Genomic DNA, 24,981 nt, shown 5'->3' with positions numbered 1-24,981 from the left:
TGCCCGCAAGGGCCTGTTAGACCCCTAGCCAACTCAGAGAACCGGATGAACATCACCAGCTTTGCCCAACGCCTCACCCTGCTTGTTTCGCTGTTTGTCAGCGCCAGTGCAATGGCTGCGACAGCCATTCCCGCGCCACCGCAACTGGCCGCCAAATCCTACGTGCTGATGGACGCCGCCAGCGGTCAGGTACTGCTGGAGAACAATGGTGACGAGCGCCTGCCGCCCGCCAGCCTGACCAAACTGATGACCGCCTACATCGGCACCCTGAAGATCCGTTCCGGCGAGATCGGCGAACAGGATCCGGTGCCGGTCAGCGAACATGCCTGGCGCGCCGGCGGCGCCGCTTCCGGCGGTTCGACCATGTTCCTGCCGCTCGACAGCCAGGTGCCGGTGGACGCGCTGCTGCACGGCATCATCATCCAGTCCGGCAACGACGCCAGTATTGCCCTGGCTGAATACATCGCCGGCAGCGAAGACGCCTTCGCCGACCTGATGAACAAAACCGCCGAACAGCTCGGCATGCAGAACTCCCATTTCATGAACGCCACCGGCTTGCCGGACCCGGAGCACTACTCCAGCGCCAGCGACATGGCCAAGCTGGCCCGCGCCATCATTCAGGTGGATCCCGAGCACTACGCCATCTACAAGCAGAAGGATTACACCTGGAACAACATCAAGCAGGGCAACCGCAACCTGCTGTTGTGGCGTGACAGCACGGTTGACGGACTGAAGACCGGACACACCGAAGAAGCCGGCTATTGCCTGGTCTCTTCTGCCGTGCGCGATGGTACGCGCCTGATTACCGCCGTTTTCGGCACAACCAGCCCGGCGGCGCGCGCGGCCGAGACGCAAAAGCTGCTGACCTACGGTTTCCGCTATTTCGAAAGCAAGACCTTCTACCACAAGGATCAGCAACTGGCAGAGGCCCGCGTCTGGAAAGGCACCACCGAGCAGGTCAAAGTCGGCCTGGCTCAGGATCTGACGCTGACGCTGCCCAAAGGCCAGGTAGACAAGCTGCAACCGGCCATCCAGGTGAATCCCCTGCTTGAAGCTCCGCTGGCCAAAGGCGCGGTGGTGGGCAAGGTTGACCTGACGCTTGACGGCAAAGTAGTCGACAGCGTTGACCTGGTGACACTCGAAGCAGTGGAAGAAGCCGGTCTGTTCCGGCGTCTGTGGGATAGCATTCGTCTGTTCTTCTTCCAACTACTCAACTGACTGGCTGCCGGCCGCCTGTTCCGGGTGGCCGGCCCCAGCAAGGCTGCAGATCATGTCCGAGCAAACTGCAACACCGCCAAAAATCGACTTCCCCTGCGAGCGCTACCCGATCAAGATCATCGGCGAGTCCGGCGACGGCTTCACTGAACTGGTCGTAGAGATCATCCAGCGCCATGCGGCGGATTTCGACGCTACCAGCCTGAGCGTCCGCGACAGCAAGAACGGCCGCTTTCTCTCCGTGCAGGTATTGATCACCGCCACCGGCGTTGAGCAACTGCAAGCCATCCATCAGGACCTGCGTGCCACCGGCCGCGTGCAAATGGTTCTGTAATGGATACTGCGGCGGCACTGGCTCCCGACTTTCGCACACTGGGTTTCCGTGAGCTTGGTCAGGTTGCCTACGAACCGGTCTGGCATGCCATGCAGCGCTTTACCGATAGCCGCGACGCGCAGACCATGGACGAAATCTGGCTGCTCGAGCACCCGCCGGTATTCACCCAGGGCCAGGCCGGCAAGGCCGAGCATGTACTGTTTCCCGGCGATATTCCGGTGGTGCAGGTCGATCGTGGCGGTCAGGTGACCTACCACGGCCCGGGCCAGCTGGTTGGCTATCTGCTGCTGGATATCCGCCGTTCCGGGCTGGGCGTACGCGACATGGTCACCCGCATCGAGCAGTGCCTGATCGACCTGCTGGCTGGCTACGGCATTCCGGCCAACGCCCGCAGCGACGCCCCCGGCGTGTACGTGGACGGTGCCAAGATCGCCTCGCTCGGCCTGCGTATCCGCCACGGTTGCTCCTTCCACGGTCTGTCACTGAATGTCGACATGGATCTGCAACCCTTTCAGCGCATCAACCCCTGCGGCATGGCCAACCTGCCGATGACCCAGTTGCGTGATCTGACCGCTCCGCTGTCCATCGCCGCAGTACAGGCGCGACTGCGCCAGCAACTGGTCGAATCGCTCGGCTATGCCGATCACATGACCCTCACTGGAGGGCTGGAACTGACATGAGCAATGTAGAACCCACGGGCAAGGGCCCGACCAAGGTGGAAACCGGCGTCAAACTGCGCGGCGCGGACAAGGTCGCGCGGATTCCGGTCAAGATCATTCCGACCGACGAATTGCCGCGCAAACCGGACTGGATCCGCGTGCGCATGCCGGTTTCGCCCGAGGTCGACCGCATCAAGCAGCTGCTGCGCAAGCACAAGCTGCACAGCGTCTGCGAGGAAGCCGCCTGCCCGAATCTGGGCGAGTGCTTCTCCGGCGGCACGGCGACCTTCATGATCATGGGTGATATCTGCACCCGCCGTTGCCCGTTCTGCGATGTCGGCCACGGCCGGCCCAAGCCGCTGGATACCAATGAGCCGCAGAATCTGGCCAGCGCGATTGCCGACCTGCGCCTGAAGTACGTGGTGATTACTTCGGTGGATCGCGATGATCTGCGCGATGGCGGTGCCCAGCACTTTGCCGACTGCCTGCGCGAAATCCGCCGTGTGTCTCCCGCTACCCAGCTGGAAACCCTGGTGCCCGACTACCGCGGGCGCATGGAGATCGCGCTCGACATCACTGCCACGGAGCCGCCGGATGTGTTCAACCACAATCTGGAAACCGTGCCGCGGCTGTACAAGGCCGCCCGCCCCGGCTCCGATTTCGAGTGGTCGCTGGACCTGCTGGAAAAGTTCAAACAGCGTGTTCCCGGCGTACCGACCAAGTCCGGGCTGATGCTCGGGCTGGGCGAAACCGACGAGGAAGTCATCGAAGTCATGCAGCGCATGCGCGAACACGACATCGACATGCTCACCCTCGGCCAGTACCTGCAACCATCGCGCAGCCATCTGGCAGTGCAGCGCTTCGTGCATCCGGACATCTTCGACTGGTTCGCCGCAGAAGGCACCAGAATGGGCTTCAAGAATGTCGCTTCCGGCCCGCTGGTGCGATCGTCCTACCATGCCGACCAGCAAGCACACGCCGGCAAAATCGATTAAAGTTACCACGCTCTCACGTGGTAATTTAATCGCTCAAATGATCGAGGCACGAATGAAAAAGCATAACCATGAAACTGCCAGCCCTGAAGCGAAGGGCAGCGAAAAGCTCGGCCGCAAAGAATACGAGAAACAACTGCGCGCGATTCATGTGGAACTGGTCAAGCTGCAGCAGTGGGTGATCGCTACCGGCGCCAAGGTCATCGTGGTCTTCGAAGGCCGTGATGGCGCGGGCAAGGGCGGCACCATCAAGGCGCTGACCGAGCGCGTCAGTCCGCGGACATTTCGCGTAGTGGCGTTGCCCGCACCCTCCGACCGGGAAAAAAGCCAGATGTACGTACAGCGTTACATCAAGCACTTCCCGGCTGCCGGCGAAGTGGTGATCTTCGATCGCAGCTGGTACAACCGCGCCGGCGTCGAGCGGGTCATGGGCTTCTGCACGGAAGCACAGACAAAAGCATTTCTCGAGCAGGTACCGGCGTTCGAAAAGACCATGACCCAATCCGGCATCATCCTGATCAAGTACTGGCTGGAAGTCAGCCCGGAAGAGCAGGAACGCCGTCTTGGCGACCGCATCGATGACGGACGCAAGACCTGGAAACTGTCGCCGATGGATATCAAGTCGTTCACCCGCTGGGATGACTATACCCATGCCCGCGACGAGATGTTCGAAGCCAGCGATACGTCATGGGCACCCTGGTTCGTGGCTCGCTCGGAAGACAAGAAGCGCGTGCGCCTGAACCTGCTGACCCACCTGCTGCAACAGATTCCCTACGAGGAGATCAAGCAGCCCAAGGTCAAGCTGCCCAAGCGCAAGATCGGCAAGGAAAAAACGGTCACTTACCCGTTCAAGTACATCGCCGAACCGTTCTGAGCCCGGGCTAACAGGGCTGACGGGCGTTGCCATGCACGCCCGTCACCGCCCTGTCTAGAGCAGTTTCTGCGGCGGCAAGCGCAACCGCAGCTGGTCTACCTGGCGCACCGCACGACTTAGCAACTGGTCAGCCGCGACCGGACCAAGCTGTTCGCACAACCCCTCGTAGATCATGTTGAGCAAGTGGCGCCATTGCTCCAGTTCCAGCTGGATACGCGCCAATCCACTGCCCTGCTCCAGCCAGGCGCGCACCCGCAGGCGCAACTCGGTGCTGAGCCCCAGCGCGCCCAGATGACTGCTCAGCTGCTGCCGCAGCGCATGCAACTGGACATCCGTGAGCGCGGCAAACAATACCTCGCTGAGCGCAGCAAAGGTCTGCCGCGCCTGCACCTCGGGCCCGCTGACTTCCTCGGCATTGACACCGGCACCCCGCCGCCAGTCCTCGAGTTGTGGCAACGGATCAGGCAACAAGGCCGTTGCCGGCCCGTTCATGATGCCAATCAGCTCTCGGTAGAGGCTGGCCCGCTCCAGTTTCTGACTGCAACGTTTGACCACCTCGCCGAGAAATTCATTGAGCGCAAAGGGCGGTTTTTCCGCGTAATTGGCTTCCCAGAAAGACAGGATCGGCATCAGTTCGGCTTCCGGAAGATGCCTGACCAGTCCCGTGTAGATCGCACGACGGCGCGTGACCAGACTCATCTCAGGTTCTCCGTCCCAGTTCGCTGGCATCGTAGGTGAGCGCCTGGCCAAACTCCGGATAACCGCTCTCGGCATGTTCCGAGAAATCCAGACCGCGCTGCTCATGCTGCTTGGGTACGCGCAAACCAATGGTTTTCGACAGGATGAAATACATCAGCAGGGCTACCGGGAATACCCAGAGGAAAGCCGCCGCCACACCCAGCAACTGGATAAGTACCCGGTCCAGATTGAACAGGTCACCGCTGAAAAACAGACCGGCGGCCAGGGTGCCCCAGATACCGGCCAGTCCGTGCACAGGCACAGCACCAACCACATCATCCAGACGCAGGCTCTCCATCAGCGCCATGCCATACACCACCAAGAATCCGGCAATCAGCCCGGTCAGAATGGCAAATCCCGGTGCCATGCTGGCACAGCCCGCCGTGATCCCGACCAGCCCGACCAGCGCACCATTGACCGTGGTGGTCAGCAGAACCGGGCTCGCCGTACTGCGCAGCGCCAGCACTGCGCCCAGCGCACCGGCAGCGGCGGCCAGATGGGTGTTCAGGGCAATCAGGCCAAGGCTGGCATTGACCTCCAGGGTGCTGCCGGCGTTGAAGCCGAACCAGCCCACCCAGAGAATGAATGCGCCAAGGGTTACCAGACTCAGGTTGTGCCCCGGAATCAGGCGCGGCGTGCCATCCGCAGCAAAACGCCCCAGCCGCGGCCCCAGCACCAGTATCCCGGCCAGCGCACACCAGGCCCCGACGCTGTGCACCACCGTGGAACCGGCAAAGTCGATAAAGCCGAGTTTGGCCAACCAGCCCTGCCCGCCATAGGCACCACCCCAGGCCCAGCTGCCAAAAACCGGGTAAATGAAGCCGCAGATCAGCACCGCGCCGAACAGATAGGCGCCATACCGCGTGCGCTCGGCCATGGCACCACTGGCAATGGTCGCAGCGGTAGCGGCAAACATCATCTGGAATAACAGAAAGGTGAAATCCCATGGCTCACCCTCGTGCGGTGCAAAGTGGCTGGCACCGAACCAGCCACTCAGATTGGCGCCAAACATCAGCCCGAAGCCGACCAGCCAGAACACCAGACTGCCGACGGCACCATCCATGAAGTTTTTCATCATCACGTTCACGGCATTCTTCGCCCTGGACATGCCGCTTTCGAGCAAGGCAAAGCCCGCCTGCATGAAAAACACCAGTGCGCTGGCGATGACCACCCAGCCGGTATTGATCGCTTCGTCAGAAGCCGCCTGCGCCAGCGGCGCAAAGCCCAGCAAACCCGCCAAAAACAGATAACGCTTCATGATGTGCCCCTAGAATGATTACTGCCGGGCACATTGCAACTCTTGCGCCAGAAGCAACTTTCCAGCGGCGGCGCTGCTGCGCAGCCCGTCAGGGGCACAGGACAGCCCGCCACTAATCAGCGGCTTGCGCCAGAAAAGCGCAGCAAAGCAGTCGCCTCGGAAGAAACCGGCCCTGCAGGGCGCCAAAACAGTGCCTGCCGGTTTCAGCTCAGGTGCGCGGCGGTACCTGCAGCGCGTTGTGGGTCATGGTCCGCGGCGGTGACTGGGACTGGGATTGAGTCTGAACCTGGGGCATTTCACTGGCCGGCATGACGGTCACGCGCACTTCGGGATCATGGTTGCCGCCGCCGAGAATCACCCCGCGCAGGGGTGACACATCGGCAAAATCCCGCCCCCAGGCCAGGGTGATGTGTTCGACATCCGGCAGCAGGTTGTTGGTCGGATCGAAATCGACCCAGCCAAGCACCGGGCAATACACCGAAACCCAGGCGTGCGAGGCATCGGCACCGATCATGCGCAGCTGCCCGGCCGGCGGATGGGTCAGCAGGTAGCCACTGACGTAACGTGCGGCAAAACCGCGCGCGCGCAGACAGGCGAGCATCAGGTGGGCAAAGTCCTGACAGACCCCGCGACGACTCTCCAGCACCTCGAGCAACGGCGTGGCAATCAGTGTCGCCTCCGGATCGTAGGTGAACTCGCTGAAGATCTTGTCCATCAACGCCGCCACCGCCTGTAAAAACGGTTGCTGCGCGACAAAACAGTCTTCGGCGTAATCGACAAAAGCCTGTTTCAGGCGCACGAAAGGTGACTCGACCCGATAGCGCACCGCCTCCAGTTCTTCTGCGGACAATGCACCACCGTGGTACGCCAGTTTTTCGCGCACCTGCTCCCACGGCGGCGACTTGTCCAGTGCATAGGCCTCATGAGGAAACACCTCGACCATCAGCCGCGCCTTGACCTGCAGCTCGGCATGCGGCCGCTCGAAGGCCAGTCGCGTCAGCGGATTGCCAAACGCATCCAGCGTGTCCTGGCGCTGACTGGGCGGCGGCAGGATTTCCATCTCGTTGTACAGGCAACGCTGGCGGGTGCATGCACGCGGCCACAGATGCGCCAGTTGCTGGGCCAGCGACACCGGCGCGGCATACCGGTAGTGGGTGTCGTGGAGTATCTGGTAACGCTGGCTTTTGCTCATGTGCATCTCAGTAGGAAAGCGTTTGCTGGCTGACATCGTCGACGTGGGCAAAATGGCGCAAGGCCAGACGATCGGAGAGCTGTCCGGCACCGGCGGAAATCGCCTGCAACAGGTCCGCCAGGCCTTCCAGCACCTCACGCACGCCGGCTGCACCGAACAATCCCTGCTCATCCAGACTACCCAGATCAAAGGCCGCGAGCTGCGCCCGGAGCTGCCCGAGCGGATTTTCATGCTGCATGTCAAAGCGCTGATCCAGTTGCAGCAGCGAACGCTCGAGCATCTGCAACTGGAACGCCAGCGAGTGCGGGTTCTGCGGATCCAGCAGTAACAGGTCGAGCACCGCGATCAGCTGCGGTGCCGCCAGATAGCGGGTGCGGTAGGTAATCAGGCTGTTGCCCAGTTCCAGCAGCCACTCCAGCGCCGCCTGATCACGCGCACCGGCTCCGCGCAGAAAAATTGCCAGGCTGTCGGCAAAAAACTGCAGACGTTCTATATGCCGGCCAATCATCAGAAAACGCCAGCCATCATCGCGGGTCATGTCGTCGAGGGCGAAACCGGAGAGTGACGCCAGCGACATCAGCAAGCGGTTGAGAAAGTCCAGCAATTCGCCCAGATCGGCGTTTTCACTATCCAGCGCATGGGCCTCGCGCTGCAGATCGACCATGGCCTGCCAGTTTTCCAGCGACAACTTGCCACGCACCTGACTGGCAGCTCCCTGCAGACTCTGCAAATTGGCTTTCAGGCTGTGCGGCCAGTCCGCCCCCAGCAGCCCGCGGCGCAGGCATTGCTCAAGTTCCTCGCCGGGCGGCAGCCAGCCGCTGGCTTCACCCAGCTCCACGGCAATCTGCAGCGCTTGTGGCTCGTCGGCGTCTTCCACATAGCGGCTGAGCAGGACCCGCAACAGGCGCGCACCATCGTCACAACGTTCGCTGTAACGGCCTAACCAGTAGAGGTTTTCCACCACACTGGAGGGCAGATAGGGGTCACTGCGGATCAGGTCCTTTACCCCCAACGGCTTGCTCCAGTTCCACGGCTCGCTGCCGGGAATCCGCTCGCCGAGCACCCAGGTATCCTTGCTGCTGCCACCGCGCTGCATGGAAACAATCTCGGCACCCGGCAATCCGGCAATCCGCGTCAGGCCGCCGGGCATCACCCGGTATCCGTCCCTGCTCACCACCGCATACACCCGCATACCGATCGCCCGCGGCTGCAAGGCCTGGCCATCCCAGACGCCCGCTTGCGACAACTGGGCCATCTCCTGGGCGACATAGGCATATGGTCTGCTTCTGACCCGCGCTTCCAGCTCCTGCAGGCCCTGCTCGTCCAGATCACGGCCGAACACCGGCTCGAAGCTCTGTGACGGAAAGGCCGGTTTGATCACCAGTTCGTCGAGTTTTCCCAGTGCCTCGTCCAGCACCGGCGGCTCACCGCACCACCAGGTGGCGATGGAGGGCAGCAACAGTTCTTCTCCCAGCCAGTGTTCACTGATCGCCGGCAGGAAGCCCAGCAGGCCCGGCGATTCGAGCACCCCGCTGCCCAGCGCATTGGCCACCAGTACCCGCCCCTGGCGCACCACCTCCAGCAGGCCGGCAACCCCCAGCGCGGAATCCGTACGCAACTCCAGCGGATCGCAGAAACCGTCATCCAGACGCCGCAACAGGGCGTGCACGCGCTGCAAACCATCCAGGGTCTTCAGGTACAGGGTATTGTCGCGCACCGTCAGGTCACTGCCCTCGACCAGCGGAAAGCCGAGCTGGCGCGCCAGATACAGGTGTTCGAAATAGCTTTCGTGCAGGCGCCCCGGGGTCAGCAGTACCACCAGCGGCGTTTCGCCATCTGCCGGGGCCTCCCGACGCAGAAACTCCTGCAGGCTGCGGAAAAAGCCGGACAGGTGCTGCACGCGCAAATCACGGTACAGCTCGGGCAAGGCGCGCGACACGATCTGCCGGTTTTCCAGCGCGTAGCCAGCGCCGGAAGGTGTCTGGGTGCGATCGGCGAGCACCCACCAGCGCCCGTCAGGGGCCCGCGCCAGATCCACCGCATACAGATGCAGCCAGGTATTACCGGGTACCTGCATGCCATGGCAGGGCCAGAGAAAGTTGTTGTGTCCGAACACCAGCTCGGCCGGCAGCAGCCCCTCGCGCAGCAATTGCTGGGGACCATACAGATCCGCCAGCACGCGATTGAGCAACCCGGCGCGCTGGGCCACGCCGGCTGCGATCTGCTGCCACTCGTCAGCGGGAATCAGGTTCGGCAGCAGATCCAGTGCCCACTGGCGATCGAGGCCGTCGGGGTCGGCATGCACGTTGTAGGTGACGCCATTTTCCTGGATCTGCCGCTCCAGCAGGGCCTGACGCTGGTTCAACTGGGCCAGGCTGCTGCGCTCCAGAACCCGGAACAAACGCTGCCAGTGCGGGCGAACCTGGCCTTGTGCATCGAGCAATTCGTTATAGGCGTTGGCGGCGCGCGGATAATCGGCAAGCAGGTCTGGCATGGATTACTCAGTAAGGCAGTGTTTCCGGCTGGCTATTCTCAATGACCAGCCCCTGCAGGAGCAAGCAACTCCTGCAGGGCATCTGCACAACTTAAACCCGGCGCAAATCAAGGGTCATCGGCAGGTCGTCATTTGCCAGGGGCTGACGCGGCACCAGCAGTCCCGGCGTGTGGCCATGACGGAAGAAGCGCTCCAGACGCCGGCTTTCCGCCTCGTAGGCATTCACCGGCAGCGCCTCGTGGTTGCGTCCGCCGGGGTGCGCCACATGGTACTGGCAACCACCCAGCGAGCGCTGCATCCAGGTATCCAGCAGATCGAAGACCAGCGGCGCATGCACACCAATGGTCGGCTGCAGACAGTTGGCCGGCTGCCAGGCCCGGTAACGCACGGCGCCGACAAACTCACCGACCTTGCCGCTCGGCCGTAGCGGTACCGGCACGCCATTGCAGGTCAGCATGTAACGATCCGGCGCCATGCCTTCGAGTTTCACCTGCACCCGCTCCAGCGAGGAGTCGACGTAGCGCACGGCACCGCCGCCGCCACCCTCTTCGCCCAGCACATGCCAGGGTTCGAGCGCCTGGCGCAGCTCCAGGCTGATGCCCTTGACCGCAAAATCGCCGATCTTGGGAAAGCGGAATTCGAAATGCGGCGCGAACCATTCCGCGCGCAGCGGATAGCCACTGGCGTACAGCTCATGCAGCACGTCGGCAAAATCCTGCTCGACAAAGTGCGCCAGCAGGAAGCGGTCATGCAGCTCGGTGCCCCAGCGGGTCAGCTTGGCCGGGGCGTAGGGAGTTTTCCAGAAACGCGCCACCAGCGCCCGCAGCAACAGCTGCTGGGCCAGGCTCATCTGTGCGTGCGGCGGCATCTCGAAGGCGCGCAGCTCGAGCAGGCCCAGCCGGCCGCTGGCGGAATCCGGCGAATACAGCTTGTCGATACAGAACTCGGCGCGGTGGGTATTGCCGCTGACGTCGATCAGCAGATTGCGCAACAGGCGATCGACCAGCCATGGCGGGCACTCCTCACCGGGCTCGGGCATCTGCGCGAAGGCCACCTCCAGTTCGTAGAGCGAATCGTTGCGCGCTTCATCGACGCGCGGCGCCTGCGAGGTCGGGCCGATGAACAGGCCGGAAAACAGGTAGGACAGTGACGGATGGTTGTGCCAGTAACTGATCAGGCTGCGCAGCAGGTCGGGCCGGCGCAGGAACGGCGAATCGGCCGGTGTGGCACCGCCCAGCACGAAGTGGTTGCCACCTCCGGTGCCGGTGTGACGGCCATCGATCATGAACTTCTCGCTGGACAGCCGCGTCTGCCGCGCCGCTGCATAGAGGAACTCAGTGCGCTGCACCAGATCATCCCAGCTCGCCGAAGGATGGATATTCACCTCGATGACACCCGGATCAGGTGTCACGCGGAAGTTCAGCAGGCGTGGATCAATCGGCGGCTCATAGCCTTCGAGCAGCACCGGACACTGCAGCTCGGCGGCGGTGGCTTCAATGGCCGCGACCAGCTGCAGGTAATCCTCAAGCCGTTCCAGTGGCGGCATGAACAGGTACAGACGACCATCGCGCGGCTCGGCACACAGGGCCGTGCGGGTGATGCTGGCGGCTGTCCGCGCGGGCGCCTCGCTGGCCGGGCCAGCGTCCTGCAGGCCGGCCACCTGCTGCTGCAACTGCGCGGCAGCCGGCAAGCCTGGCTGGGCAACCGACGGGTCGGCCGGATTGATATAAGGAAAATCGCTTTTCTTGACCCAGGGCTGCGAGTCCAGCGGCAGGCGGTAACCCATCGCCGAGTCCCCCGGCAACAACCGGCAATGCTTCTCGCGCAGGAACCAGGAGCTGCTCTGCCATTCGCTTTGCAGCGCATTGCGCCCCAGCGGCAGGACATGCCCGATCACCTTGTGCAGGCCCTGCTGGAACACCTGACGCAGACGCTTGCGCTCCATGGCATCGCTCAGCCGCGCATCCTCCGGAGTCACATTGATCGGCAGGCTGCTTTCACGCCACAGGTAGTACAGCCAATCCTCGTAGGCCGGAAATATGTGCTCGCCGGTCAGCCCCAGACGCTTGGCCAGATTGTCGAGAAAACGTGCGGCCAGCTTGGCATTGGCCGCGTAATCGGTCTGTTCATCGGCAATCAGTTGCGGATCGTGCCAGATCGGCTGGCCATCCCGGCGCCAGAAACAGTTCAGCGACCAGCGCGGCAATTGCTCGCCGGGATACCACTTGCCCTGACCGAAATGCACCAGCGACTGCGGCGCGTACTCAGCACGCATGCGCTGGTACAGCTCGGCCGCCAGACGCCGCTTGTTCGGCCCCAGGGCTGCGGTATTCCATTCCGCATCGTCCGGATAGTCGAGCGCCACGAAGGTCGGCTCGCCGCCCATGGTCAGGCGCACATCGGCCTTCTGCAGATCGCTGTCGACCTGTTTGCCCAGCGCGAGAATCGCCTGCCACTGGGCATCGCTATAGGGTTTGGTCACGCGCGGCGCTTCCCATACCCGCTCGATGCGCATGACATGCTCGAACTCGCACTCGCACTCATCCACCAGTCCGCTGATCGGTGCGGCCGAAGACGGCTCCGGACTGCACGCCAGCGGGATATGACCTTCACCGGCGAACAGTCCGCTGGTCGGATCCAGACCGATCCAGCCGGCGCCCGGCAGGTATACCTCGCACCAGGCATGCAGGTCGGTGAAATCCACTTCGGTGCCGGAAGGTCCATCCAGCGATTTCACATCGGCGGTGAGCTGGATCAGGTAGCCGGAGACAAAGCGCGCCGCCAGGCCCAGATGACGCAGCAACTGCACCAGCAGCCAGGCCGAATCGCGGCAGGAGCCGGAGCCCTTGCTCAGGGTTTCCTCCGGCGTCTGCACACCCGGCTCCATGCGGATCAGGTATTTGATATCGCGCGACAGCTTCTGGTTGAGTGCTACCAGAAAGTCATTGGTGGGCACCGGAGTGCGTGAAATATCCGCCAGATAACGCTTGAACTCGGGGGTTGCCGGCAGCTTGACCAGATACGGCGCCAACTCGACCGCCTCACCCTCGGTATAACTGAAGGGGGCCTTTTCTGCGTAGGGTTCAAGGAAGTAGTCGAACGGATTGAACACCGCCATCTCGGCAACCAGATCAACCTCGACCCGGAATTCGCGGGTCTTCTCCGGAAACACCAGCCGCGCCAGGTAGTTGCCCTGGGGGTCCTGCTGCCAGTTGATGAAGTGCTCGCCGGGGCTGACCTTCAGCGCGTAGGAGAGAATCCGCGTGCGACTGTGCGGTGCCGGGCGCAAGCGTACGCTCTGCGGACCCAGCTGGATTGCGCGGTCATAGCGGTAATGGGTGACATGGTGCAACGCGACATGAATGGACACGGAAGGCCTCCTGCAGGCCGGGGCGATACATTGACTGCGCAAAACTTATGCCAGCACAGCGGCCCCGATTATCAGCTACTTGTCACGATAACAGCTCCAAAACGGGGCCGCCGGCATTTATCAGCAAATAGCTGCGCCCCAAAATCGCGCACGACGCAAAATGGACGGCGGCACCGAACGAAACAAGCACTGGATACCCGACGAGCCTCAGCGGCCGTTGCAGTTGCTCCACACTATCAACTCAACTAGTGTTGCCTTTCCTTCGCACAAACCTCCCATCGCATGTACCTGCCCTGATGCCGACACGCCCGCTGACAACCTTCCTTTTGCTGTGCCTGCTGAGCCCCCCGCTGGTGGCTCAGGAAGTGTTGCGCATACTCACCTGGCCAGGCTACGCCGACAGCGATCTGACCAGCGCATTCGAGGACCGCTATGACGTTGCTGTCGAGGTCACCTACGTCGGCTCGGACGATGAATTGCAACAGCAACTGGCGGCGCCCGGAAACCACTTCGATGTAGTTGCCGCCAACACTTCTGAAATCCAGCAGCTCACCAGACAACAGCTGCTGCAACCGTTGCGCCTGAACAAGCTGAGCAACCGCGGACGGCAACTGACGCAATTTCGCCAGTTGCAAAACATCCCCGGTCTGGTCACCGATGGCCAGGCCTATGGTGTTCCCTATACATTCTCCGAGATGGGCCTGATCTACAACCGCAAGTTGCTGAGTACACCACCCGACTCACTGAGCAGTTTGTGGGATGCGCAATTCAAGGGGCAGGTGCTTGCCTACGACGGCAGCAGCCACAATTTTTCCCTGACGCGCATGGCACTCGGTAAAGCGCCTTTTGCCATTGACCCTGCAGAGCTGCCCGAGACCATCGACAAGCTGGTGGCCTTGCGCCGCAACGTGCTGGCCTTCTACAGCCTGCCGGAAGAGTCGGTAGAGCTGTTTACCCAGAACAAGGTAGCGTTGCTGTATGCCAATTACGGGCAACAGCAACTCAAAATGCTGCAGGATGCCGGCGCCGATGTAGGCTACGTGATCCCGCGCGAAGGAGCGCTGGCCTGGCTCGACTGCTGGGCGATCAGCCGCACCTCGCGCAACCGCAATCTGGCGGAAAAATGGATCAACTACAGCCTTGAACCGCAGGTCAGCCAGGCCCTCACGAAGCGCCAGGGCCTGGCCAATACGCTGAGCCCCTCGGCAACCACCAGCAGCGGCGGCGAGCTGGTCTGGCTGGAACCGGTGGAAGATGCCCGGCAACGCAGTGGACTCTGGCAGCGCATCCTCGCCGGGGAGCGCCTGGAAACGCTGGTGGCACAATGAAAATCAGCATCAGCCTCAAGCTCACCACCATCCTCTGCCTGTTCGGCCTGTTGCTGACCGGGCTGGCCAGCTACTACTCCCAGAGCAACAGCAAGCAGATCCTGCTGGATGCGGCCAGACGCGACCTGCTGATTGCCAACCAGGTGCTGGGGCGCACCCTGCAACTCAAGCTGCAGGGTGCCGCCACCGATGCACGCTTGCTGGCTGACCAGCCGCAACCGCTGCAGGTGCTGCTCGACACCCCGGAGAAAGCCAGTAACCGCATGATGCTGGCGCGCATGTTCGAGGCGGTGATGGAGGCCAACGCCACGTTTCGCTGCATACGCCTGATCAGTGCGCAGCAACACGGGCTGGAACTTTTGAGCGTCGAACGCAGCGGCCTGCAGCCCGACAGCGCGCTGAAAGAAACAGGTCACTTTCCCTATGTATTCAAGACGCTGCAGCTGAAACCCGGCGGCCAGTTCTTTTCTGAAATCCTGCCGGACAGAACCGACCCGAACGGCGCGCTGCTGTTGCATCTGGCCAGCCCCGTATGGTCCGAACAACAGGCTGCCGGAGTGGTGGTGGTGAGTCTGGACATCACGGCGCTGCTCGCCCGGCTGAAACAGGAGCTGCCCGACTACTACCAGGTTTTTCTGGCTAACGGCAAAGGCCAGCTGTTACTCGACCCGGATCACCAGAACATGCCGGGCAGTGCCAGCGGACCGGATGTGCTGTTGCAGGACCAGATACCGGCCCTCGCAAGCCTGCTCAGTGGCCAGACCAGCAGCCTGCTTGCCGCCCTGCCGGACAAATACAACCAGCCCTCCCGGGTGGCAACCTTTACCCGCCTGCTGATTGGCCACGGCGACAGCCAGACCCCGCTGATTCTGGGCCTGGCAATACCGGAAGAACATATTCTGCTGGCCTCCCGCGAGCTGGACCAGCGCATGATCCGCATCGTGCTCGGCCTGGGCCTGCTGAGCCTGCTGCTGTCGCTGTGGCTGGCCAATGCCCTGCTGCGGCCGCTGAACCAGATAGGTCAGGCGGTCAGCCAGTTCACCGACAACCTGAAGCTTTTACCCTTGCCGACCAGACGCGGGGACGAGCTGGGCAAGCTGGCACGCGAGCTTGACGACATGCAGAAAAAAATCCTCGCACAGCTCAGCGAACTTAGCGAGAACCACATCCAGATGCAGCGCATGGCCCACAACGATGCGCTGACCGGCCTGCCCAACCGGCGCCTGTTCTTCGACCGTCTGGAGCATGCGGTAGCCAAGGCCCGGCGTACCGGCAAACAGATCGGCCTGCTGTATGTCGACATCGATGAGTTCAAGGAAATCAATGACACCTATGGTCACGCCGTTGGCGACGAAGCACTGCGCATCGTTGCCCGCCTGCTGAGCTCGGTGACCCGTGCAGCCGATACGGTGGCGCGCCTGGGTGGTGACGAATTCATCATTCTGCTGGAGGACATGGAAGACCACGCGGTGCTGCTCAACATTGCGAAAAAGCTGCGTGCGCACCTGCAGAACCGCATGTTCATCAACGGACACGAATTGCTGATGACTGCCAGCCTGGGCCTGAGCATATTTCCACTGCATGGGGAGGATGCCGATGCCCTGGTACAGAGTGCCGACAATGCGATGTATGGCGCCAAGCGCGAGGGCCGCAACCGCATTTGCATGGCTGACGGGCAGCTACCGCGTTAGCTCGCCGTAGCTGCCGATCCCGCTGCTGTCAGCGCGGTACCGGGGCCGGACGGCCCGGTTTTTTCTTGCCGCCCTTTTTCTCTGCTGCGCGCTCACGGGCTGCCGCCGCATTGCGCGCCTCGGCCGCCGCCTTGGCCTGCTCGCGCTTGTCCCAGGGATTGCCGGCGCCGGTTTCGCGCGGTGGCAGGCCGGTGTGCTGGGTCAGCAAGGTCTGGGATTTACCCACCTTGTGACTACCCGCCGGCGTGGAGTTCTTGCGCCGGGCGCTCTGGTAGCTGTCTGTCGCCGGCTGATGCAGCGGGATCAATTGATTCTTGCCCGGCCCGATCAGATCGGCACGCCCCATACGGATCAGTGCCTCGCGCAGCAGCGGCCAGCCCTTGGGATCGTGATAGCGCAAAAACGCCTTGTGCAGGCGGCGCTGGGCATCGCTCTTGACGATGGCCACGCCGTCCGACTTGTAGGTGATCTTGCGCAGCGGGTTCTTGCCCGAGTGGTACATCGCCGTCGCAGTGGCCATCGGCGAAGGGTAGAACGCCTGCACCTGATCGGCGCGGAAGCCGTTGCGCTTGAGCCACAAGGCCAGGTTGAGCATGTCTTCGTCACTGGTGCCTGGGTGGGCAGCGATAAAGTACGGGATCAGGTACTGCTCCTTGCCCGCCTCCTTGCTGTACTGCTCGAACATGCGCTTGAACTTGTCGTAGCTGCCGATGCCCGGCTTCATCATCTTGTTCAGCGGGCCTTCTTCGGTATGCTCCGGGGCGATCTTCAGGTAGCCGCCGACGTGGTGGGTGACCAGTTCCTTGACGTACTCCGGCGACTGTACTGCCAGGTCATAGCGCAGGCCGGAGGCGATCAGCACCTTCTTCACCCCGGGCAGGGCGCGCGCCTTGCGGTACAGCTCGACCAGCGAACTGTGATCGGTGTTCAGGTTCTCGCAGATGCCGGGGAACACGCAGGACGGCTTGCGGCAGGCCGATTCGATTTCCGGCGACTTGCAGGCCAGCCGGTACATGTTGGCCGTCGGCCCGCCGAGGTCGGAAACCACCCCGGTGAAGCCCGGGACTTCGCGCATCGCCTCGATCTCGTTAAGGATCGACTCGTGGGAACGGTTCTGGATGATCCGCCCTTCGTGCTCGGTGATGGAGCAGAAGGTACAGCCGCCAAAACAGCCGCGCATGATGTTGACCGAGAAGCGGATCATCTCGTAGGCCGGGATTTTCTGCTTGCCATAGGCCGGGTGTGGCACCCGCGCATAGGGCATGCCGAACACGTAATCCATTTCTGCGGTGGTCATCGGGATCGGTGGCGGGTTGAACCAGACGTCCACCTCGCCATGCTTTTGCACCAGTGCGCGGGCATTGCCCGGATTGGTTTCCAGGTGCAGGACGCGGCTGGCATGGGCGTACAGCACCGCATCGCTTTTGACTTTCTCGCAGGACGGCAGGCGAATCACCGTCTTGTCCCGGGTCAGTCTGGGGTGCGGCAACAGCTGCACTACCCTGGCCTCATTCGGGTCTTCAACCGGACCTTTTTCCTGCTCGACCGCACAGGCCTGGGTGTCCTGGGTATTCACATAGGGGTTGACGATCTTGTCGATCTTGCCCGGCCGGTCAATCCGCGTGGAGTCGATCTCGAACCAGTCTTCCGGGGTATCCCGGCGCACGAATGCGGTGCCGCGGATATCGGTAATCGCTTCGATTTTCTCGCCCCAGGACAGGCGCTGGGCGACTTCAACAATCGCCCGCTCGGCATTCCCGTAAAGCAGGATATCGGCACAGGCATCGATCAGGATCGAGTTGCGCACCTTGTCCTGCCAGTAATCGTAATGGGCAATCCGCCGCAGTGAGGCCTCGATGCCGCCCAGCACAATCGGCACGTCCCGGTAGGCTTCCTTGCAGCGCTGGCTGTACACCAGACTGGCGCGATCCGGCCGCTTGCCGGCCAGGCCGCCTGGGGTATAGGCATCATCGGAGCGGACTTTCTTGTCGGCGGTGTAACGGTTGATCATCGAATCCATGTTGCCGGCCGCCACGCCGAAGAACAGGTTCGGCGCGCCGAGCCGCATGAAATCGTCTTTCGACTGCCAGTCCGGCTGGCTGATGATGCCCACCCGGAAGCCCTGGTTCTCCAGCAAACGGCCGATAATCGCCATGCCGAATGACGGGTGATCGACATAGGCATCACCGGTGACGATGATGATGTCGCAGCTGTCCCAGCCCAGCTGGTCCATTTCCGCCCGGCTCATCGGCAGGAACGGCGCCGGGCCGAAACACTCGGCCCAGTACTTGGGATAGTCGAACAGCGGCTTGGCAGCGTGCATGGCAGTGACCGGGGAAGAATTTCGCGGGCGCGGAATATAGCACAAAAAATGAGCAATTCCGACTATGGCGCTCGGCTTTGCCCGAGCGCCAGGCGCGCCATCCAAGCACTCCCGGGCTTTTCCAGCGACAACTGGCCAGAGAGCGATAGTCCATCCGCTTTGCTCATGACACGCTATTGCTATACTCGCCGGCCATTCGTGCAATCGATCAAGACAAAGGAGTGTCGCCTGTGCGCCGGCCCATTGCTCAAGCCCTGCTGGCTGGCTGTCTGCTGGTGCTGACGCTCCACGCCCCTGCAGCCATCCTGAGCCTGGACAGCGCGAACAGCGGCGCAACGCTGAACGGCCATATCGAACTGTTCGAAGATGTCGGCGGGCAGTTGCAGATCGACGACATCCTGCATGCAGACGTGCAGCAGCGCTTTGTTGCCGCTGCCGGGCGCGCCAGTGTCGGCCAGAGCCCCAACCCCTGGTGGATCAAGCTGCAACTGCAAGCCAATCAGGATATTCCACAAGACTGGTGGCTGGAGGCCGGTGGCGCCAATCTGCTGGATCTGCGCCTGTACCTGCCCGATGGCCAGGGTGGCTGGAGCGAACGGCGTAGTGCGGAAGCCGTCCCCTACGCCGCAGGCCGCGACTACCACTACCGGCGCAGCGTGTTCCATCTGCCACCGGCGCAGGAGGCACTGACTGTCTACCTGCGCAGCTATGATCCTGCCGGCAACGCCTTTCCGCTGCGCCTCTGGCAACTGCCCGACCTGCAGCAACTGCACCTTAACGAGAACCTGCTGTTCGGCATCATCTACGGGGTGATCATCGCCCTGCTGCTGTACAACCTGTTTATCTACATCAGCCTGCGCGACAGCATCTACCTGCGCTATGTGTTGACCACCGCCTTTGGCCTGCTGTTCATCCTCGGCGCCAGCGGTCACGGCTTTCAATACCTGTGGCCGGGGCAGGCGGTGCCGAGCTGGCTGCACCGCATCACCGTCCCGTCACTCTGGAGCCTGTGCGTCAGCCTGTTCACCATGCAGCTGCTGCAAACCCGGCAACACGTGCCGCGCCTGCATTACCTGCTGCTCGGCGGGGCTGTTTTTTATGGCCTGGCGGCGCTCTGCGGTCTGCTCGGCTGGACCGTGGCCGGGGCCAGCATTCTCAACGTACTGACCTTTACCAGCATTCCGGCGGCATTGCTCGCGGCGCTGATTCGCAGCCGCCAGGGTTGCTTCTATGCCCGGTTGTACCTGCTCGGTTATGGCCTGGTGCTGGGCAGCATTGTGCTGCTGTCATTGCGCGCCATGGGCCTGGTGCAACCTACCCCGGCCAATTCGGTGGTCTTTCCGGTGGCCGTGGCGCTGGAAACCATCCTGTTCTCCTTTGCCCTGGCCAACCGCATCCAGCTGCTCAAACAGGAGCGTGCGGATGCCCTGGAGCAAGCCAACCGGGAAAAGAGCGCGCGCCTCGAGCAGAGCGAGCGCAGCGCCAGCAACCTGCAGCAGGCGGTGGACCAGCGCACCGCCGAACTGGCGGCGACCAACCAGCGCTTGTCCGAGCGCGAACGCGAATTGCAGCACGCGGCCTTTCACGACCCGCTGACCGATCTGCCGAACCGCCGCTACCTGGTTGCCCATGCCGAGTCCGCCCTGGCCACTGCGCAACACAGCGACAAATCGCTGGCCCTGCTGCTGATCGACCTGGATCACTTCAAGCCGATCAACGACCAGCACGGACATGACGCCGGCGACTTCCTGCTTTGCGAGCTCAGCCGGCGCCTGCAACTGCACGTGCGGCACAACGACATGCCAGCGCGGCTGGGCGGGGATGAATTCGCCGTACTGATCAGCGGGCCGGATGCCGACCGGCATGCCCACGAAATCGCCGCGCGACTGCTCGCCGAACTGGTCAAACCGGTCACTTACCACGGCCAGCAGTTACGCGTCAGCATCAGCGTGGGCGGTGCCATCTACCCGCAACAGGGCGCGCACTTCAGCGACCTGTACAAGGCCGCCGACCGGGCCCTGTATCAGGTCAAATGCCAGGGCCGCGCCGGGTTTGCCCTAGCCACCAGCGCAAGCGCCTGAGTGCCATGCCTCAGGCTGGCGCCCGTCCCGCCAGCAGCAGACGCCCGCGCACCAGCAGCCAGGGCATCAGCAGTGCAATAAACCAGCCCATCAGCACGCCGCGCAAGCTCTGCCACAGCAACGGCTCCAGCCCCAGCGCCGTCTCGAGCCGTTTCAGCAAGGCCTGGAACAACAGGAACGCCGCACACCCCAGCAGTGCCACCAGCGCACGCCGCCAAACTCGGGCAGGCACCTGAAAATCCAGCGTACGCACTTCCAGCCGGTAACCACTGAGTACGCCGACCAGCATCCCGGCCAGCAGCGGCACGTAATGAGGGGCCGTGCCCGGCCAGCCCAGCTGCGCAGCCACCGCCACACCTACTACCAGCAGCAGATGCCAGGCCAGATTGGCTTCGCGCCACCAGGCCCGGTGCCTGACCAGCGCGAACAGCAGCAGGGTCACGCCGCCCAGTGCTGCACCGAGCAACACGTCTTCCAGATCATGGGCACCCAGATACAGGCGGCTGAAGATGATCCCCAGCACAATCAGCGAGCACCCCAGCCAGCTCCACAGCCGCCTTGATTCGCAGGCCAGCCACAACCACAGCACCACGGCAATCTGCGCGTGCCCACTGGGCGCACCAAAGCTTTCTCCCACCTCATGGTCCATACGCAAACCGATGTCCGGGCGCGGGTCTTGCCAGAGGTCCTTGAGGAAGGCATTCAGCAGCGCCGTGACCGCCACCAGAATGAACAGGCGCAGGAACAGCGGCTTGTTCCATGCCCAGTAACCCAGCGGCAGAAACAGCAGAATGAACCTGTCATACCCCAGCCAGGTGAAGCCCTGCATGATCGGCGTGAGCAGCTCATTGCGCAGCGGCAGTACCCAGGACAGGTCGTGCAGGAGTTGGGACATGGACGGCTCCGGTGCAAGGTTGGTGGCGCAGTCTGTAGCGGCGGCTATTGCCAATGCAAGTTGCCGGATGCCATTGCGCGGACTGATGACCCGGCATGCAGGCGGCGCATGCACTGGCCACCGGCAAAGCGTTCGGGGCAGACTGCAGCCCATGGCAACCTGTCCAGGAGCTTCCACCGTGCATGCACCCTTTTCCGCCCTGCTGATCGCCAACCGTGGCGAGATTGCCATCCGTATCGCCCGCGCCTGCGCCGACCTCGGCATCCGCTCGGTGGCGGTATATGCCGAAGACGACAGCGCCAGCCTGCACACGCGCAAGGCGGACGTTTCGCTGCCGCTGCGTGGCCGCGGCGTGCCTGCCTACCTGGACATGCAGCAGCTGATCGATCTGGCGCTGCAGCAACAGTGCGAGGCGATTCACCCAGGCTACGGTTTTCTCGCCGAAAGTGCCGAATTTGCCCGCCGCTGCGCTGCCAGCGGCCTGCGCTTTATCGGCCCGTCCGCCACAGTGTTGGAACTGTTCGGTGACAAGGCGGCCGCCCGCGCGCTGGCCGAACGCTGCGGTGTGCCACTGGTACGCGGCCTCAATCAGGCGGTGACCCTGCAACAGGCGCAGGTCTTCATGCACTCGCTCGGCGAGGGTGCCGCAGTCATGCTCAAGGCGCTGGCCGGTGGCGGCGGGCGCGGCATGCGCGCAGTACGGGATATCCGCGAACTGGAACAAGCCTATGCGCGCTGCCAGTCCGAAGCACAGGCCGCCTTCGGCAACGGCGCGCTGTATGTCGAGCAGCTGGTCAGCACGGCGCGGCATATCGAGGTGCAGGTTATCGGCGACAGCAGCGGCCAGCTCAGCCACCTGTACGAGCGCGACTGCAGCCTGCAGCGGCGCAACCAGAAGCTGCTGGAAATCGCCCCCAGCCCCGACCTGCCTCAACCCCTGCGTGACGCCCTGGTCGCTGCGGCCCTTGAACTGGCCGCTGCCGCAGGCTATCAGGGCATCGGCACCTTCGAGTTTCTGCTCGACCTCGAGCAGCCCGGGCGCTTCTATTTCATGGAAGCCAATCCGCGCATCCAGGTCGAGCACACTGTCACCGAGGCGATTACCGGTGTCGATCTGCTGCACACGCAACTGCACCTGAGCGCCGGCCGCAGTCTGGCCGAACTGGGATTGCTGCAACCGCCGGCGATCAACGGCTGCGCGGTGCAGTTGCGCATCAATCTGGAAACCCTGCACTCCGATGGTAGCCTGCGGCCGGCGGCCGGCACCCTGACGGCCTACGAGCCCCCCAGCGGCCCCGGCTTGCGCGTGGATGGCTACGGTTACGCCGGCTACCCGGTCAGCCCCAGTTATGACTCGCTGCTGGCCAAACTGATCGCTCACGGCGACAGCTACCCGGCCGCCCTGCAGCGGAGCTATCGCGCCCTCTGCGAATTTCGTCTGGAAGGCGTGGCGAGCAACCTGCACCTGCTGCAGAACCTGTTGCAGCGGCCGGAAGTGGCTGCCAATCAGGTCAGTACCGGCTTTGTCGAACAGCATCTGGGCGACTTGCTGACGGCACAAGCGCAGGCGCACCCGCACCTGTTTTTTCGCCCGCAGGCAGCCATATCCAATAGCGCCGAACAGGGCCCGGCAGCACCGCCCGGCACGCTGCCACTGAACAGCCCCGGCGCCGGCGTGGTGGTCAGTCTGGAAGTCGCCGAAGGCGATGCGCTGGCCATTGGCCAGCCGGTGGCGGTGCTGGAAGCGATGAAAATGGAATTCGTGGTCAAGGCCAGTCACAGCGGCATCGTGCGCCTGCTGCTGGTACAACCCGGCGCCAGTCTCGGTGAAGGCCAGCCGTTGCTGTTTGTCGAGCCGGCCGAGGTCGAGGGTGACGCGGTGCTCAGTGAAGAACAGATCGACCTTGAGCATATCCGCGCCGATCTGGCCGAGGTGCTGCTGCGCCATGAGCAACTGACCGATGCCCGGCGCCCCGCCGCCGTGGCCAAGCGGCGCAAGAGCGGCCAGCGCACGGCGCGGGAGAACCTCGACGATCTGCTCGACGCGGGCAGCTTCATCGAGTACGGCGCCATGGCCCTGGCGGCCCAGCGCCGCCGGCGCTCACCGGAGGAGTTACGTGAACTGAGCCCGGCCGACGGCCTGATCAGCGGCATCGGCACGGTGAATGCCGGGGACTTCGGGCCACAGGCCGCACGCTGCATGGCCATCGCCTACGACTACACGGTGTTTGCCGGCACCCAGGGCATGATGAACCACAAGAAAACCGACCGCATGCTCGGCCTCGCCGAGCAGTTGCGCCTGCCGCTGGTGCTGTTTGCCGAGGGCGGAGGCGGCCGTCCCGGCGATACCGATTTCGTCGGCGTCGCCGGGCTGGATGCGCATACCTTTGCCAGCATGGCGCGCCTCTCCGGGCTGGTGCCGCTGGTCGGCGTGGTGTCCGGACGCTGCTTTGCCGGCAACGCGGCGCTGCTGGGCTGTTGCGATGTGATCATCGCCACCCGGGACGCCAGCATCGGCATGGCCGGCCCGGCGATGATCGAGGGCGGCGGCCTGGGCAGTTTCAGCGCGGAGCAGGTCGGCCCGGTCAGCGTGCAGGGGCCGAACGGCGTGATCGACATTCTGGTCGACGACGAAGCTGCAGCCGTACAGGCGGCCAAACAGTATCTGGCTTATTTCCAGGGCCCGCTGGCCGACTGGCAGAGCGCCGATCAGCGCCGGCTGCGCCAGCTGATTCCGCAGAACCGTCTGCGCGTCTACGACATCCGTCAGCTCATCGACACCCTCGCCGATGCGGACAGTGTGCTGGAACTGCGCAGCCAATTTGCCCCGGGCATGATCACCGCACTGGTCCGCATCGAAGGCCGGCCGTTCGGCTTGCTGGCGAACAATCCGGCGGTGCTGGGTGGCGCCATCGACGCCAGTGCCGGCGACAAGGCGGCGCGCTTCATGCAACTGTGCGATGCCTTCGATATCCCCCTGTTGTCGCTATGCGACACCCCCGGCTTCATGGTCGGCCCGGAAGCGGAAAAACAGGCCACCGTGCGCCATGTGTCGCGCATGTTCGTTACCGCCGCCAGCCTGCAGGTGCCGTACTTCACCGTGGTGCTGCGCAAGGGCTATGGACTGGGTGCCATGGCGATGGCCGCCGGCAGTTTCCACCAGTCGCTGTTTACCCTGGCCTGGCCGAGTGGCGAGTTCGGCGCCATGGGTCTGGAAGGTGCGGTACGCCTGGGCTTTGCCAAGGAACTGGCGGCCCAGGCCGATGAGCCGTCGCGGCAGGCGCTGTTCGACAAACTGGTCGGCAAGGCCTACGAACAGGGCAAGGCGCTGAACATGGCCAGCTTCCTGGAGATCGATGCGGTCATCGACCCGCAGGAAACCCGCAGCTGGCTGCTGCGCGGCCTGGCGGCGACCCCGCCGGTGGCGCCCCGTCAGGGCAAGAAGCGGCCATTTGTCGACAGCTGGTAAAGCGTGACACGGCTTTGGCCGTGCGCCGGCAGTTTCGGGTAAACTGCCGCATCTTTTGCGCCTGAATG

Annotated in this window: 15 protein-coding genes and 1 pseudogene; 9 read left to right on the top strand and 7 right to left on the bottom strand. The window is 63.2% G+C overall.

The window, feature by feature from the left end:
- The first annotated feature begins 45 nt into the window (after positions 1-45).
- Genes BLT89_RS01290 through ppk2 form a run of 5 tightly spaced genes read left to right on the top strand, consistent with a single transcriptional unit; the run spans position 46 to position 4,074 of the window.
- Positions 46-1,218, top strand: coding sequence for a D-alanyl-D-alanine carboxypeptidase family protein (locus BLT89_RS01290; RefSeq protein WP_090192715.1), 1,173 nt, complete (start codon positions 46-48; stop codon positions 1,216-1,218).
- Between the two features lie 52 nt (positions 1,219-1,270).
- Positions 1,271-1,549, top strand: coding sequence for a DUF493 domain-containing protein (locus tag BLT89_RS01285; RefSeq protein ID WP_090192714.1), 279 nt, complete (start codon positions 1,271-1,273; stop codon positions 1,547-1,549).
- A complete protein-coding gene (gene lipB / locus BLT89_RS01280) occupies positions 1,549-2,229 on the top strand; it encodes a lipoyl(octanoyl) transferase LipB (protein ID WP_090192713.1) in 681 nt (226 codons plus the stop codon). Before BLT89_RS01285 ends, lipB begins: the two co-directional genes overlap by 1 nt.
- Positions 2,226-3,203 (top strand): lipoyl synthase, encoded by a 978-nt coding sequence (gene lipA, locus BLT89_RS01275; protein WP_090192712.1) that lies wholly within the window; start codon positions 2,226-2,228, stop codon positions 3,201-3,203. Before lipB ends, lipA begins: the two co-directional genes overlap by 4 nt.
- Positions 3,204-3,255: 52 nt before the next feature.
- Positions 3,256-4,074, top strand: coding sequence for a polyphosphate kinase 2 (gene ppk2 / locus BLT89_RS01270; protein ID WP_090192711.1), 819 nt, complete (start codon positions 3,256-3,258; stop codon positions 4,072-4,074).
- A gap of 54 nt (positions 4,075-4,128) precedes the next feature.
- Here ppk2 and BLT89_RS01265 read toward each other — a convergent pair whose 3' ends face one another.
- The 5 genes and pseudogenes from BLT89_RS01265 to BLT89_RS01245 form a co-directional block, all read right to left on the bottom strand.
- Complete coding sequence (locus BLT89_RS01265) at positions 4,129-4,773, bottom strand: hypothetical protein (protein ID WP_090192710.1); 645 nt, start codon at positions 4,771-4,773, stop codon at positions 4,129-4,131.
- Between the two features lies 1 nt (position 4,774).
- Entirely contained in the window at positions 4,775-6,070 is a 1,296-nt protein-coding gene (locus tag BLT89_RS01260; protein ID WP_090192709.1) for an ammonium transporter, read from the bottom strand.
- Between the two features lie 295 nt (positions 6,071-6,365).
- Positions 6,366-7,262, bottom strand: a pseudogene (locus BLT89_RS01255) (transglutaminase family protein); the annotation flags it as partial.
- Between the two features lie 7 nt (positions 7,263-7,269).
- Positions 7,270-9,756 (bottom strand): circularly permuted type 2 ATP-grasp protein, encoded by a 2,487-nt coding sequence (locus BLT89_RS01250; protein WP_090192707.1) that lies wholly within the window; start codon positions 9,754-9,756, stop codon positions 7,270-7,272.
- Between the two features lie 91 nt (positions 9,757-9,847).
- The gene (locus tag BLT89_RS01245; protein ID WP_090192706.1) at positions 9,848-13,126 is read right to left on the bottom strand and encodes a transglutaminase family protein; all 3,279 of its coding nucleotides are present in this window, start codon (positions 13,124-13,126) and stop codon (positions 9,848-9,850) included.
- A gap of 296 nt (positions 13,127-13,422) precedes the next feature.
- Between BLT89_RS01245 and BLT89_RS01240 the strand changes: the two genes are divergently transcribed.
- Both BLT89_RS01240 and BLT89_RS01235 read left to right on the top strand, forming a co-directional pair.
- Positions 13,423-14,454 carry an extracellular solute-binding protein gene (locus BLT89_RS01240; protein WP_090192705.1) on the top strand — a complete coding sequence of 344 codons (1,032 nt, stop codon included), beginning with the start codon at positions 13,423-13,425 and terminating at the stop codon, positions 14,452-14,454.
- Entirely contained in the window at positions 14,451-16,145 is a 1,695-nt protein-coding gene (locus BLT89_RS01235) for a sensor domain-containing diguanylate cyclase (RefSeq protein WP_090192704.1), read from the top strand. Before BLT89_RS01240 ends, BLT89_RS01235 begins: the two co-directional genes overlap by 4 nt.
- Positions 16,146-16,173: 28 nt before the next feature.
- On the opposite strand, the gene BLT89_RS01230 is transcribed toward BLT89_RS01235, so the two are convergent.
- On the bottom strand, positions 16,174-18,468 hold the full coding sequence (locus BLT89_RS01230; RefSeq protein WP_090192703.1) for a YgiQ family radical SAM protein: 2,295 nt from the start codon (positions 18,466-18,468) through the stop codon (positions 16,174-16,176).
- A 230-nt stretch (positions 18,469-18,698) separates the two neighbouring features.
- On the opposite strand from BLT89_RS01230, the gene BLT89_RS01225 reads away from it, so the two are divergent.
- The gene (locus BLT89_RS01225) at positions 18,699-20,549 is read left to right on the top strand and encodes a diguanylate cyclase (RefSeq protein WP_231975049.1); all 1,851 of its coding nucleotides are present in this window, start codon (positions 18,699-18,701) and stop codon (positions 20,547-20,549) included.
- Between the two features lie 10 nt (positions 20,550-20,559).
- Here BLT89_RS01225 and BLT89_RS01220 read toward each other — a convergent pair whose 3' ends face one another.
- On the bottom strand, positions 20,560-21,444 hold the full coding sequence (locus BLT89_RS01220; protein WP_157718764.1) for a phosphatase PAP2 family protein: 885 nt from the start codon (positions 21,442-21,444) through the stop codon (positions 20,560-20,562).
- A gap of 178 nt (positions 21,445-21,622) precedes the next feature.
- Between BLT89_RS01220 and BLT89_RS01215 the strand changes: the two genes are divergently transcribed.
- A complete protein-coding gene (locus tag BLT89_RS01215) occupies positions 21,623-24,913 on the top strand; it encodes an acetyl-CoA carboxylase family protein (protein WP_231975048.1) in 3,291 nt (1,096 codons plus the stop codon).
- Positions 24,914-24,981: the final 68 nt, after the last annotated feature.

The sequence above is a fragment of the Pseudomonas pohangensis genome (assembly GCF_900105995.1).
Classification (GTDB): domain Bacteria; phylum Pseudomonadota; class Gammaproteobacteria; order Pseudomonadales; family Pseudomonadaceae; genus Aquipseudomonas; species Aquipseudomonas pohangensis.
This window is presented reverse-complemented; position numbering and strand designations above follow the sequence as displayed.